This window comes from Nocardioides ferulae (genome assembly GCF_003660455.1).
GTDB classification, from domain to species: domain Bacteria; phylum Actinomycetota; class Actinomycetes; order Propionibacteriales; family Nocardioidaceae; genus Nocardioides; species Nocardioides ferulae.
Genome location: NZ_QZVR01000004.1, coordinates 53,629 through 66,563 on the forward strand (window position 1 = coordinate 53,629; position 12,935 = coordinate 66,563).

General features: G+C 70.8%; 12 protein-coding genes. All 12 read left to right on the forward strand.

What is annotated here, in order from left to right; genetic code table 11:
- Positions 1–118: 118 nt before the first annotated feature.
- Positions 119–478, forward strand: coding sequence for an NADH-quinone oxidoreductase subunit A (locus D6B71_RS06545; RefSeq protein WP_121253277.1), 360 nt, complete (start codon positions 119–121; stop codon positions 476–478).
- Positions 479–556: 78 nt separating this feature from the next.
- Positions 557–1,111 carry a NuoB/complex I 20 kDa subunit family protein gene (locus D6B71_RS06550; RefSeq protein WP_121253278.1) on the forward strand — a complete coding sequence of 185 codons (555 nt, stop codon included), beginning with the start codon at positions 557–559 and terminating at the stop codon, positions 1,109–1,111.
- Positions 1,108–1,848, forward strand: coding sequence for an NADH-quinone oxidoreductase subunit C (locus tag D6B71_RS06555; protein WP_121253280.1), 741 nt, complete (start codon positions 1,108–1,110; stop codon positions 1,846–1,848). The genes D6B71_RS06550 and D6B71_RS06555 overlap by 4 nt, the downstream gene beginning before the upstream one ends.
- Positions 1,849–1,906: 58 nt before the next feature.
- A complete protein-coding gene (locus D6B71_RS06560; protein WP_121253282.1) occupies positions 1,907–3,247 on the forward strand; it encodes an NADH-quinone oxidoreductase subunit D in 1,341 nt (446 codons plus the stop codon).
- A gap of 61 nt (positions 3,248–3,308) precedes the next feature.
- Complete coding sequence (nuoE, locus tag D6B71_RS06565) at positions 3,309–4,100, forward strand: NADH-quinone oxidoreductase subunit NuoE (protein ID WP_121253284.1); 792 nt, start codon at positions 3,309–3,311, stop codon at positions 4,098–4,100.
- A gap of 5 nt (positions 4,101–4,105) precedes the next feature.
- Entirely contained in the window at positions 4,106–5,410 is a 1,305-nt protein-coding gene (gene nuoF / locus D6B71_RS06570) for an NADH-quinone oxidoreductase subunit NuoF (protein WP_121253871.1), read from the forward strand.
- Positions 5,410–7,878: an NADH-quinone oxidoreductase subunit G gene (locus D6B71_RS06575; RefSeq protein WP_121253286.1), complete on the forward strand. Its 2,469-nt coding sequence runs from the start codon at positions 5,410–5,412 to the stop codon at positions 7,876–7,878. Before nuoF ends, D6B71_RS06575 begins: the two co-directional genes overlap by 1 nt.
- A gap of 2 nt (positions 7,879–7,880) precedes the next feature.
- Positions 7,881–9,203 (forward strand): NADH-quinone oxidoreductase subunit NuoH, encoded by a 1,323-nt coding sequence (gene nuoH / locus D6B71_RS06580; protein ID WP_420846314.1) that lies wholly within the window; start codon positions 7,881–7,883, stop codon positions 9,201–9,203.
- Positions 9,203–9,802, forward strand: coding sequence for an NADH-quinone oxidoreductase subunit NuoI (nuoI, locus tag D6B71_RS06585; RefSeq protein ID WP_121253290.1), 600 nt, complete (start codon positions 9,203–9,205; stop codon positions 9,800–9,802). Before nuoH ends, nuoI begins: the two co-directional genes overlap by 1 nt.
- Positions 9,799–10,674, forward strand: coding sequence for an NADH-quinone oxidoreductase subunit J (locus D6B71_RS06590; RefSeq protein ID WP_121253292.1), 876 nt, complete (start codon positions 9,799–9,801; stop codon positions 10,672–10,674). Before nuoI ends, D6B71_RS06590 begins: the two co-directional genes overlap by 4 nt.
- Positions 10,671–10,973: an NADH-quinone oxidoreductase subunit NuoK gene (gene nuoK / locus D6B71_RS06595; RefSeq protein WP_121253294.1), complete on the forward strand. Its 303-nt coding sequence runs from the start codon at positions 10,671–10,673 to the stop codon at positions 10,971–10,973. Before D6B71_RS06590 ends, nuoK begins: the two co-directional genes overlap by 4 nt.
- 22 nt (positions 10,974–10,995) lie before the next feature.
- The gene (gene nuoL, locus D6B71_RS06600) at positions 10,996–12,918 is read left to right on the forward strand and encodes an NADH-quinone oxidoreductase subunit L (protein ID WP_420846315.1); all 1,923 of its coding nucleotides are present in this window, start codon (positions 10,996–10,998) and stop codon (positions 12,916–12,918) included.
- Positions 12,919–12,935: the final 17 nt, after the last annotated feature.

Consider the following 12,935-nt stretch of genomic DNA (forward strand, 5'->3'; position numbering starts at 1 on the left):
CACCGCGCCACTTCGTGATTCGCTTCACAAAGTCACAAGGTGATGGCCGCCGGCGCGCCGTCGGTCGCGCGAACGGCCCCGACAAGGCCCGCAGGCCAGAGGAAGGGAAAGCGAAGGCATGGAGCTCTACACGCCGGTGCTGGCACTGGTCCTGCTGTCGACGCTGTTCGGCGTCGGCACCCTGATCATGAGCGCGGGGGTCGGCCCCAGCCGCTACAACCGGGTGCGGCTCGACTCCTACGAGTGCGGCATCGAGCCGACGCCGCAGCCGGTCGGCGGCGGGCGCTTCCCGGTGAAGTACTACATCACCGCGATGCTCTTCATCATCTTCGACATCGAGACGATCTTCCTCTACCCGTGGGCGGTCCACTTCGACGCGTTGGGGCTGTTCGGCCTGGTCGAGATGGTGCTCTTCATCGGCACGGTCTTCGTCGCCTACGCCTACGTCTGGCGCCGCGGCGGCCTCGACTGGGACTGATCGCGCGACCCTGACCGCACCGACCGCGACCGGACACACCGGCGAGCGCACGAGCAAGCACGAGAGAGAAGGACACAGATGGGTCTCGAGGAGAAGCTCCCCAGCGGCGTCCTGCTGACGTCGGTCGAGGGCCTGGCCGGCTACATGCGCAAGGCCTCGTTCTGGCCCGCCTCCTTCGGACTCGCCTGCTGCGCCATCGAGATGATGACCAGCGGCGGCCCCAAGCACGACCTGGGCCGGTTCGGCATGGAGGTCTTCCGGGCCAGCCCGCGCCAGGCCGACCTGATGATCGTGGCCGGCCGGGTGAGCCAGAAGATGGCTCCGGTCGTGCGCCAGATCTGGGACCAGATGCCCAACCCCAAGTGGGTGCTCGCGATGGGCGTCTGCGCCAGCAGCGGCGGCATGTTCAACAACTACGCCGTGGTGCAGGGCGTCGACCACATCGTCCCGGTCGACATGTACCTCCCCGGCTGCCCGCCCCGCCCCGAGATGCTCATCGACGCGATCCTCAAGCTCCACCAGCAGGTGCAGGCCACCAAGCTCGGACCCAACCGGGTCGCCGAGATCGAGCAGCAGGAGGCCGACGCGCTGCGCGCCCTGCCCACCTCCGAGATGAAGGGCCTGCTGCGGTGACCGACAAGCCCGACGAGAAGAGCGCCCCGGAGCAGCCGGCGGCCGAGCAGTCGCCCGAGAACGTCCCCGCCCCCACCGGCGAGGTCCGCCAGGTCGGCGTCCGGCGCGGCATGTTCGGCGTCAAGGGCACCGGCGACACCAGCGGCTACGGCGGCCTGGTCAGCGCGGTCACCCTGCCCGGTGCGGCGCGCCGTCCCTACGGCGGCTGGTACGACGCCGTCGCCGACGCGCTCGGGGAGGGCCTGCGCGACGCGGGTCTGGAGCCGGCCGTCGAGTCGGTGGTGATCCACCGCGGCGAGATCACCTTCCACATCCGGCGCGAGGACGTGCTCACGGTGGCCAGGCTGCTGCGCGACGACCCGCGGCTGCGCTTCGAGCTGCTCGCCGGGGTCAGCGGCGTGCACTACCCGCAGGACACCGGTCGCGAGCTGCACGCGGTCTACCACCTGCTGTCGATGACCCACAACCGCCGCATCCGGCTCGAGGTCACCGCCCCCGACGCCGACCCGCACATCCCGTCGGTGGTCTCGGTCTACCCGACGGCCGACTGGCACGAGCGCGAGGCCTACGACATGTTCGGGCTGATCTTCGACGGTCACCCGTCGCTCACCCGGATCCTGATGCCCGACGACTGGCCGGGCCACCCGCAGCGCAAGGACTACCCGCTCGGCGGCATCCCCGTCGAGTACAAGGGCGGGCAGGTCCCGCCGCCGGACCAGCGGAGGTCCTACAACTGATGCGCTTCGCAGACGTGTTCGGTTTCGTCGGCGCGCTCGCGCCTCGGAGGGATGCCTGATGACCACCAACGACGCCTTCGCCGGCACCAGCGAGACCAGCGAGGGCCGGGTCTTCACCGTCACCGGCCAGGACTGGGACACCATCACCCAGGGCCTCGCCGACGAGGGCATCGAGGAACGGGTCGTGGTCAACATGGGCCCGCAGCACCCCTCGACGCACGGCGTGCTCCGCCTGATCCTCGAGCTCGAGGGCGAGACGGTGACCGAGGCCCGCTGCGGCATCGGCTACCTGCACACGGGCATCGAGAAGAACATGGAGTTCCGCTCCTGGACCCAGGGCGTCACGTTCTGCACCCGGATGGACTACCTCAGCCCGCTCTTCAACGAGGCGACCTACTGCCTCGGGGTCGAGCGGCTGCTCGACATCGAGGACCAGGTGCCGGAGAAGGCCCAGGTCATGCGGGTGCTCCTGATGGAGATCAACCGCATCTCCTCCCACCTGGTGGCGATCGCCACCGGCGGCATGGAGCTCGGCGCGCTCACCGTGATGACGATCGGGTTCCGCGAGCGCGAGCTGTGCCTGGACCTGTTCGAGCTGATCACCGGGCTGCGGATGAACCACGCGTTCATCCGCCCCGGCGGCGTCGCCCAGGACCTGCCGCCGGGGGCGCTGGAGGAGATCCGCGGCTTCGTCGCGTTGATGAAGAAGCGGCTGCCCGAGTACGCCGCGTTCTGCAACGCCAACCCGATCTTCCGGGGCCGCCTCGAGGGCATCGGCCACCTCGACCTCGAGGCCTGCCTGGCGCTGGGCATCACGGGCCCGGTGCTGCGCAGCACCGGCTACCCGTGGGACCTCCGCAAGACCGAGCCCTACTGCGGCTACGAGGACTACGAGTTCGACGTCCAGACCTGGGACACCGCCGACTCCTACGGCCGCTTCCGCATCCGGCTCGCCGAGATGTGGGAGTCGCTGCGGATCATCGAGCAGGCCGCCGACCGGCTGGCCGGCCTCGAGGGCGCCCCGGTGATGATCGGCGACAAGAAGATCGGCTGGCCCAGCCAGCTGGCCATCGGCAGCGACGGCATGGGCAACAGCCTCGACCACATCCGGCACATCATGGGTGAGTCGATGGAGGCGCTGATCCACCACTTCAAGCTGGTCACCGAGGGCTTCCGGGTGCCGGCCGGCCAGGCCTACGTGCCGGTCGAGGCGCCCCGCGGCGAGCTCGGCGCGCACGTCGTCTCCGACGGCGGCACCCGCCCGTTCCGGGCCCACTTCCGCGACCCCTCGTTCACCAACCTGCAGGCCACCAGTGCGATGGCCGAGGGCGGCATGGTGGCCGACGTGATCGTGGCGATCGCCTCGCTCGACCCGGTCATGGGCGGGGTGGACCGGTGACCAAGCGCGGGGCACAGGCGAGCGCATCGAGGCCGGGCCGCCAGGCCCGCCAGGAGGAACAGTGAGCATCGACGAGAAGACCTACGGCGAGCTGCGCGAGATCGCGGCCCGCTACCCGGAGGGCCGCTCCGGGCTGCTGCCGATGCTGCACCTGGTGCAGTCGGCCGAGGGCCGGATCACGCCCGAGGGCATCGAGGCGTGCGCCGAGATCCTCGGGATCACCGCGGCCGAGGTCAGCGGGGTGGCCACCTTCTACACGATGTACAAGCGCAAGCCGGTCGGCGACTACCACGTCGGGGTCTGCACCAACACGCTGTGTGCGGTGATGGGCGGCGACGCGATCTTCGAGCGGCTCAAGGGCCACCTCGACGTCGGCAACGACGAGACGACCGACGACGGCAAGATCACCCTCGAGCACGTCGAGTGCAACGCCGCCTGCGACTACGCGCCGGTGATGATGGTCAACTGGGAGTTCATGGACAACATGACCCCCGAGCGGGCCGTCGAGGTCGTCGACGACCTCCGCGAAGGGCGCGACGTGCACTCCACCCGCGGCCCCCGCGTGTGCACCTGGCGCGAGGCCGAGCGGGTGCTCGCCGGCTTCCCCGACGACCTCGCCGACGAGGGCCCGGCCGCCGGCCCGGCGTCCCTGGTCGGCCTCGGCATCGCCCGCGAGCGCGGCTGGACCGCACCGGGCCGGGAGGCCGGAGGCGCGCCGGCGCCGGCGATCGGGCGCGACCAGTCGGCCGAGCAGGCCGACACCGCGCGCGCCGGCACCGAGGAGAAGATCGACGAGTCCCCGGCGGACCTGCAGCACGACCGCAACCCGGCCAAGGGAGAGGACGCCCAGTGAGCGAGATCAGCACCCTCACCCCGGTTCTCACCGACAACTGGGACGCCGAGCGCAGCTGGACCCTCGCCTCCTACGAGGCCCACGGCGGCTACGACGGCCTGCGCAAGGCGCTGTCGATGGAGCCCTCCGCGGTGATCGACGAGGTCAAGGAGTCCGGCCTGCGCGGCCGGGGCGGTGCGGGGTTCCCGACCGGCATGAAGTGGAGCTTCATCCCGCAGGACAACCCCAAGCCCAAGTACCTCGTGGTCAACGCCGACGAGTCCGAGCCGGGCACCTGCAAGGACATCCCGCTGATGATGGCCAGCCCGCACACGCTGGTCGAGGGCGTCATCATCAGCTCCTACGCCATCCGCGCCAACCGGGCCTTCATCTACGTGCGCGGCGAGGTGCTGCACGTGATCCGCCGCCTCCAGCGCGCGGTGCAGGAGGCCTACCTGGCCGGCCACCTGGGCAAGAACATCCACGGCTCCGGCTACGACCTCGACCTGGTCGTGCACCCCGGCGCCGGCGCCTACATCTGCGGCGAGGAGACCGCGCTGCTCGACTCGCTCGAGGGACGCCGTGGCCAACCGCGGCTGCGTCCGCCGTTCCCGGCCGTGGCCGGCCTCTACGCCAGCCCCACGGTGATCAACAACGTCGAGTCCATCGCCTCGGTGCCCAGCATCATCGCCAACGGGGCCGAGTGGTTCGCCTCGATGGGCACCGAGAAGTCGAAGGGCTTCGGCATCTTCTCGCTGTCGGGTCACGTGAAGAACCCCGGCCAGTACGAAGCACCGCTCGGCATCACGCTGCGCGAGCTGATCGACCTGGCCGGCGGCGTCCGCGAGGGCCACGAGCTGAAGTTCTGGACCCCCGGCGGCTCCAGCACCCCGCTGTTCACCGCCGAGCACCTCGACGTCCCGCTCGACTTCGAGAGCGTCGCGGCCTCCGGCTCCATGCTCGGGACCCGGGCGCTGCAGATCTTCGACGACAGCACCTGCGTGGTGCGCGCGGTGCTGCGCTGGACCGAGTTCTACAAGCACGAGTCCTGCGGCAAGTGCACTCCCTGCCGCGAGGGCACCTGGTGGCTGGTGCAGACCCTGGCCAAGCTCGAGCGCGGCGAGGGCACCGAGGCCGACCTCGAGCTGCTCCTCGACCAGTGCGACAACATCCTGGGGCGCGCGTTCTGCGCCCTCGGCGACGGCGCGACCAGCCCGATCACCAGCTCGATCCAGTTCTTCCGCGACGAGTACCTCGCCCACCTCACCCACGGCGGCTGTCCGTTCGACCCGGCCGCCTCGACGGTCTTCGCGACCGCTGGAGCCCACTGATGACTACCTCCCCCGAGAGGACCGGCGCCGAGGTCGAGCACGTCACGCTCACCGTCGACGGCGTCCAGGTCAGCGTCCCCAAGGACACCCTGGTGATCCGCGCCGCCGAGCAGGTCGGCGTGCAGATCCCGCGGTTCTGCGACCACCCGCTGCTGGCCCCGGTCGGCGCCTGCCGCCAGTGCCTGGTCGACGTCCCCGACGCCGGCAACGGCCGCGGCTTCCCCAAGCCGCAGGCCTCCTGCACGCTGCAGGTCGCCGAGGGCATGGTCGTCAACACCCAGGCCACCAGCCCGGTCGCCGACAAGGCCCAGCAGGGCATCATGGAGTTCCTGCTGATCAACCACCCGCTGGACTGCCCGGTCTGCGACAAGGGCGGCGAGTGCCCGCTGCAGAACCAGGCGATGTCCAACGGCCGCGGCGAGTCGCGCTTCTCCGAGGGCGGCGGCGTCAAGCGCACCTACCCCAAGCCGATCAACATCTCGGCCAACGTGCTGCTCGACCGCGAGCGGTGCGTGCTCTGCGCCCGCTGCACCCGCTTCTCCGAGCAGATCGCCGGTGACCCGTTCATCGCGCTGATCGAGCGCGGTGCCCTCCAGCAGGTCGGCATCTACGAGAAGGAGCCGTTCGAGTCCTACTTCTCGGGCAACACGATCCAGATCTGCCCGGTCGGCGCGCTGACCAGCGCCGAGTACCGCTTCCGCTCGCGCCCCTTCGACCTGGTCTCGACCCCCTCGATCGCCGAGCACGACGCCTGCGGCGCCGCGATCCGCGTCGACCACCGCCGCGGCAAGGTGATGCGCCGGCTGGCCGGCAACGACCCCGAGGTCAACGAGGAGTGGATCACCGACAAGGACCGCTTCGGGTTCGCCTACGCCCAGCTGCCCGACCGGCTGACCTACCCGCAGGTCCGCGACGAGTCCGGTGAGCTCCGCCCGGCGTCGTGGCCCGAGGCGTTCGCCGTCGCGGCCCGCGGCCTGCGCGCCGCCGGCGCCTGCGCCGTGCTGCCCGGCGGCCGGGTGACCGCCGAGGACGCCTACGCCTACGCCAAGTTCGCCCGGGTCGCGCTCGGCACCAACGACGTCGACTTCCGGGCCCGTCCGCTCTCCGCCGAGGAGGCCTCGTTCCTGGCCGCCGAGGTCGTGCTCCGCGGCCCCGGCGACGGCGGCGTGACGTACGCCGACCTCGAGGCCGCCTCGACCGTCGTGCTCGCCGGGCTCGAGCCCGAGGACGAGGCGGGCACGATCTTCCTGCGGCTGCGCAAGGCCAACCGCGCGCACGGCACCCGCGTGCTCGCGCTCGCGCCGTACTCCTCGCGCGGCCTGCAGAAGATGGGCGGCCGGCTGCTGCCCACCGCCCCCGGCGACGAGCCGGCGGTCCTCGACTCGCTCGTCGGCCACTCCGACTTCGGCCTCGACGCCTCGTCGGTGCTGCTCGTCGGTGAGCGGCTCGCGACGGTTCCCGGCGCGCTGTCCGCGGCCGCCCGGCTCGCCCACCGCACCGGCGCCCGGCTCGCCTGGGTGCCGCGTCGAGCCGGCGACCGCGGCGCGCTCGAGGCGGGCTGCCTGCCGACCCTGCTGCCGGGCGGGCGCCCGGTGGCCTCGCCCGACGCCCGTGTCGACGCCGCCACCGCGTGGGGCGTCGACCGGCTCCCCGAGACCCCCGGTCGTGACACCGACCAGATCGTCTCCGCGCTCCGCAGCGGCGAGCTCGGCGGCCTGGTGATCGGTGGGGTCGACCCCGACGACACCAGCGACCCCGCGGCCACGCGGGCCGCGATCGAGGCCGCCTCGTTCGTGGTGGCGCTGGAGCTGCGGGAGACCGAGGTGACTCGAGCCGCCGACGTGGTCTTCCCCGTCGCCGCGGCCGTCGAGAAGGCCGGCATGTTCGTCACCTGGGAGGGGCGTCCGCGCGAGTTCCCGGCGGTGCTCAGCGTCCCCCATGCGCTGCCCGACCTGCGGGTGCTCGCCGGCATCGCCGAGGAGCTCGGCGCTCCGCTGGGCTTCCGCACGGTCACCGAGGTGCGGGCGCAGCTGACCGAGATGGGCCCCTGGGACGGCGAGCGTGCCACGCTCGACGAGGCCGCTCCTGCAGGCGCCGCGTCCGGCGAGGGCCTGCGGCTGGCCACCTGGAAGCAGATGATCGACGACGGCTCGCTGACCGACGGCGAGCCCTACCTGCGCGCCACCGCGCGGGCGCCGATCGCCCGGGTCAGCCCCGCGACCTACGCGACACTGCCCGCCGGCACGGCCGCGGTCGTGGTCTCCGGTGACCGCGGCGAGCTGACGCTGCCGGTCGAGGTGGCCGACGACATGGTCGACGGCACCGTGTGGGTGCCGGCTCGGTCGGCCGGCGCGGGCGTGCTCGCCGCGCTGGCCGCGCCCGGCAGTCCGGTGCGGCTGGCCGCCACCGAGACGCCGGCCACTCCCGCAGGCGCGAGCGACCCGGCCCACCACGGAGGTGTCCAGTGACGATCCCCAGCGCCGTGCTCCCTCTGGCCGACGGCACCCTCTCGGCGTTCGGCCGCGACAACGGATGGGTGATCACCCTCAAGGTGGTCCTGATCCTGGTCGTGCTGCTGCTGCTCACGCTGTTCAACATCTGGTTCGAGCGTCGCGTCGTGGCCCGCATGCAGCACCGTCCCGGCCCGAACGTTAACGGCCCCTTCGGCCTGCTGCAGTCGCTGGCCGACGCGATGAAGCTGATCTTCAAGGAGGAGATCATCCCCAAGGCCGCCGACAGGGTGGTCTACCTCATCGCTCCGGTCATCGTCGTGGTGCCCGCCTTCGTCACCTGGGCGGTGATCCCGTTCGGTCCCGAGGTGACGATCCCGTTCACCGACACCGTGACCCCGCTGCAGCTGACCGACATGCCGGTCGCGGTGCTGTTCGTGCTCGCGATCGCCTCCATCGGCATCTACGGCATCGTGCTCGGCGGCTGGTCCAGCGGGTCGACGTACTCCCTGCTCGGCGGGCTGCGCTCCAGCGCCCAGATGATCTCCTACGAGGTCGCGATGGGCCTGGCGCTGGTCGCGGTGTTCCTCTACGCCGGCTCCATGTCGACCTCCGAGATCGTCGAGGCCCAAGACGACCTCTGGTTCGGCCTGGTCCTGCTGCCCTCGTTCGTGATCTACGTGATCGCGATGGTCGGCGAGACCAACCGCGCCCCCTTCGACCTCCCCGAGGCCGAGGGCGAGCTGGTCGGCGGCTTCCACACCGAGTACTCCTCGATGAAGTTCGCGATGTTCTTCCTCGCCGAGTACATCAACATGGCGACGGTCTCCGCGCTGGCCACCACGCTGTTCCTCGGCGGCTGGCACGCTCCGTTCTGGATCGACGAGGTCTGGGCCGGCGCCAACGAGGGCTACTGGCCGCTGCTGTGGTTCTTCGGCAAGGTCCTGTTCTTCGTCTTCATGTTCATCTGGCTGCGCGGCACCCTGCCCCGCCTTCGCTACGACCAGTTCATGGCGTTCGGCTGGAAGCGGCTGATCCCGATCTCGCTGGTCTGGATCGTGGCGGTCGCCACGATCCGGGCGATCTCGCTCGAGGACGGCATCGACCGGCAGTGGTTGCTGATCGGCATCGGCGTGCTCGCCGTGCTGCTGCTCGCGCTGTTCTTCTTCGGCGAGGACGACCAGGCGGAGGCGCAGAAGGGCGAGGCCGTGCTCCCGACCACGGGCAGCGGCTCCTTCCCGGTGCCGCCGATGCCGGCCGGCGGGCCGGTCCGGGGTGCCGCCGCGCCGCTGGAGTTCGAGTCGACGTCCCCGTCCACCGTCTCGACGGCAGGAGAGAGCTGATGGCCACGCTCAAGGAACAGTTCTGGGACCCGATCGCCGGGTTCGGGGTCACGTTCCGGACCATGTTCAAGAAGACCGTCACGGTCCAGTACCCCTTCGAGAAGCGCCCGACCGCGCCGCGCTTCCACGGCCGGCACCAGCTCAACCGTTGGCCCGACGGCCTCGAGAAGTGCGTGGGCTGCGAGCTGTGCGCCTGGGCCTGCCCGGCCGACGCGATCTACGTCGAGGGTGCGCAGAACACCGACCTGCCCGACGGCTCGGGGCGCTTCAGCCCCGGTGAGCGCTACGGCCGCGTCTACCAGATCAACTACCTGCGCTGCATCCTGTGCGGGCTGTGCATCGAGGCGTGCCCCACCCGGGCGCTGACGATGACCAACGAGTACGAGCTGGCCGACGACAACCGGACCGACCTCATCTACGAGAAGTCCGACCTGCTCGCCCCGCTGCTGCCGGGCATGGAGCAGCCGCCGCACGCGATGCTGCTCGGCGACGACGAGCAGGACTACTACCGAGGCGCGTACGCCGCCCCGGCGCCCGGCGCGACCGCCCAGGTGCCGGTCGACGGCGACCCCACCACCAGGAAGGCCGAGACCAAGTGACCGCCTTCTGGATCCTCGCCCCGATCATGGTGATCGCGGCGCTCGGCATCCTCTTCGTTCGCAAGGCCGTGCACGCCGCGCTGCTGCTCGCGGTGGTGATGATCAGCATCGCGGTGCTCTACGCCGTGCTCGAGGCGCCGTTCCTGTTCGCGGTGCAGATCATCGTCTACACCGGCGCGATCTTGATGCTGTTCCTGTTCGTGGTGATGCTGGTCGGCGTCGACGCGTCCGACTCGGTGGTCGAGACGATCCGCGGCCAGCGGGTGCTGGCGGTGCTCGCCGGCCTCGGCCTCGGCGTCGTCCTCGCCGTCGGGCTGAGCCAGATCACCCTCGGCACCGTCGTGGGCCTCGAGAACGCCAACGAGGGCGGCAACGTCGAGGCGCTCGCCAACATCCTCTTCTCGCGCTACGTCTTCGCGTTCGAGACCACCAGCGCGCTGCTGATCACCGCGGCCGTGGGAGCGATGGTGCTCGCGCACCGCGAGCGGCTCACCCCCAAGGCCCGCCAGCCCGAGACCGCGGCCCAGCGGATGCGCGACTACGCCGAGCACGGCAAGCACCCCGGGCCGCTGCCCTCGCCCGGCGTCTACGCCCGCCACAACGCCGTCGACACCCCGGCGCTGCTGCCCGACGGCAGCCCGGCCCCCACGTCGGTCTCCCGGGTCCTCACCGCGCGGGGCACCGTGCGGTCGGCTCCGGCGTTCGCCGACGACATCGAGGATGTCAAGGCCGCCCTGGCCGGTCCGGACGGCGGCGCCAGCAGCGGCGGCGACCAGTCCGCCGGGTCGGGCTACAACACCGAGAACCCCAGCACGAGCGCCGAGACCCGGGAGTCCACCCCGGGCGGCGAGGAGCCGGAGGTGTCGCGATGACCGACGTCACCCCCTACATCGTCCTCTCGGCGATCCTGTTCACGATCGGCTGCGTCGGCGTGCTCACCCGCCGCAACGCGATCGTGGTGTTCATGTGCATCGAGCTGATGCTGAACTCCTGCAACCTCGCGCTGGTCGCGTTCGCCAAGCAGCACGGCAACCTCGACGGCCAGATCGCGGCCTTCTTCGTGATGGTGGTGGCCGCGGCGGAGGTCGTGGTCGGCCTCGCGATCATCATGACCATCTTCCGGACCCGTCGCTCGGCCTCGGTCGACGACGCGAGCCTGCTGAAGTACTAGGACCAGGTGACCGATGCTCAACATGTCCGAAGGCGGCCACATCCCAGTGGTCGATCCCACCGGCACCGACGGGATCTCCTCCCTGCTGTGGCTGGTCATCGCGCTGCCCCTGCTGGGTGCCGCCGTGCTGCTCCTCGCCGGCCGGGCCACCGACAAGTGGGGCCACTGGCTCGGCACCTTGATGTCGGCCGGCTCGTTCGTGGTGAGCCTGCTGCTCTTCGTCGACCTGCTGGGTCGTGACGAGGGTGACCGGCAGGTCTCCCAGCACCTGTGGGAGTGGTTCTCCGTCGGCGGCCTAGAGGTCGGGTTCGACCTGCTCTACGACCCCCTGGCAGCGCTGTTCCTGCTGCTGATCACCGGTGTCGGCACGCTGATCCACGTCTACTCGATCGGCTACATGGAGCACGACCCCCGCCGACGCCGGTTCTTCGCCTACCTGAACCTGTTCGTCGCGGCGATGCTGATGCTGATCCTGAGCGAGAACTACCTCGGGCTGTTCCTCGGCTGGGAGGGCGTCGGCCTGGCCTCCTACCTCTTGATCGGGTTCTGGCAGCACAAGCCGTCCGCCGCCGCTGCCGCCAAGAAGGCGTTCGTGATGAACCGGGTCGGCGACATGGGCCTCTCGCTCGCGATCGCCCTGATGTTCGTCACCTTCGGCACGACCAGCTTCTCCGGCGTCAGCGCCGCGGCCTCCGGCGCCTCCGAGAACACCCTCACCGCGCTCGGCCTGCTGCTGCTGCTCGGCGCCTGCGGCAAGTCGGCCCAGGTGCCGCTGCAGGGCTGGCTGCTCGACGCGATGGAGGGCCCGACCCCGGTGTCGGCGCTCATCCACGCCGCGACCATGGTCACCGCCGGCGTCTACCTCATCGTCCGCTCGAACTTCATCTTCGAGCTCGCGTCCACCGCGCAGACCGTGGTCGTCATCGTCGCGGTCGTCACGCTGCTGTGGGGTGCGATCATCGGTTGCGCCAAGGACGACATCAAGAAGGCGCTGGCCGGCTCCACGATGAGCCAGATCGGCTACATGATGCTCGGCGCCGGCCTCGGTGCCGCGGGCTACGCCTTCGCGATCTTCCACCTGCTCACCCACGGCTTCTTCAAGGCCAACATGTTCCTCGGGGCCGGGTCGGTCATGCACGGCATGAACGACGACGTCGACATGCGCCGCTACGGCGCCGTCCGGCACGCGATGCCGGTGACGTTCCTGACCTTCGCGATGGGCTACCTCGCGATCATCGGGTTCCCCGGGTTCTCCGGCTTCTGGTCCAAGGACAAGATCATCGAGAGCGCCCTCGCCGACAGCTGGCTGGTCGGCGGCCTGGCGCTCCTGGGCGCCGGCATCACCGGCTTCTACATGACCCGGCTGATGCTGCTGACCTTCTTCACCGAGAAGCGGTGGAAGGACGACGTGCACCCGCACGAGTCGCCCGCGGTGATGACGGTCCCGCTGATCGTGCTCGCGGCGCTGTCGGTGCTCGCCGGTGTGCTGCTGCTCGGCGACTGGATCACCGACTTCCTCGCACCCGTGGTGGGCGAGGTCGCCCACCACGACCCGCCGCTGCCCGCCCTGGCGATCACCGCGCTGGTGACGCTGGTGGTGGCCGTCGGCGTCGCCGCCGCCTGGTTCCTGGTCGGCAAGCGCGAGGTGCCGATCACCCCGCCCCAGGACGTCTCGTTCGCGACCCGGGCCGCCCGCAACGACCTCTACGGCGACGCGATCAACGAGGGCCTGGTCATCGGCCCCGGCCGGCACGCGGTGCACGGGGTGACGCTCGCCGACCGGCGGGCCGTCGACGGCGTCTTCACCGGCACCGCCGCGGGCATCGGCGCGCTCGGCACCGTGCTGCGGCGCGCCCAGAACGGCTTCGTGCGCTCCTACGCCCTGTCGCTGCTGGGCGGCGTGCTGCTCGTGCTCCTCGCCCTGTTGGCGGTGAACCTCGTATGAGCCGCACCATCGCAGCT

Bases quoted from the DNA above. Each gene is read 5' to 3' on its own strand.
- D6B71_RS06545 (WP_121253277.1), top strand. From the start codon at position 119: ATGGAGCTCTACACGCCGGTGCTGGCACTGGTCCTGCTGTCGACGCTG.
- D6B71_RS06550 (WP_121253278.1), top strand. From the start codon at position 557: ATGGGTCTCGAGGAGAAGCTCCCCAGCGGCGTCCTGCTGACGTCGGTC.
- D6B71_RS06560 (WP_121253282.1), top strand. From the start codon at position 1,907: ATGACCACCAACGACGCCTTCGCCGGCACCAGCGAGACCAGCGAGGGC.
- D6B71_RS06575 (WP_121253286.1), top strand. From the start codon at position 5,410: ATGACTACCTCCCCCGAGAGGACCGGCGCCGAGGTCGAGCACGTCACG.
- nuoI (WP_121253290.1), top strand. From the start codon at position 9,203: ATGGCCACGCTCAAGGAACAGTTCTGGGACCCGATCGCCGGGTTCGGG.
- nuoK (WP_121253294.1), top strand. From the start codon at position 10,671: ATGACCGACGTCACCCCCTACATCGTCCTCTCGGCGATCCTGTTCACG.
- nuoL (WP_420846315.1), top strand. From the start codon at position 10,996: ATGTCCGAAGGCGGCCACATCCCAGTGGTCGATCCCACCGGCACCGAC.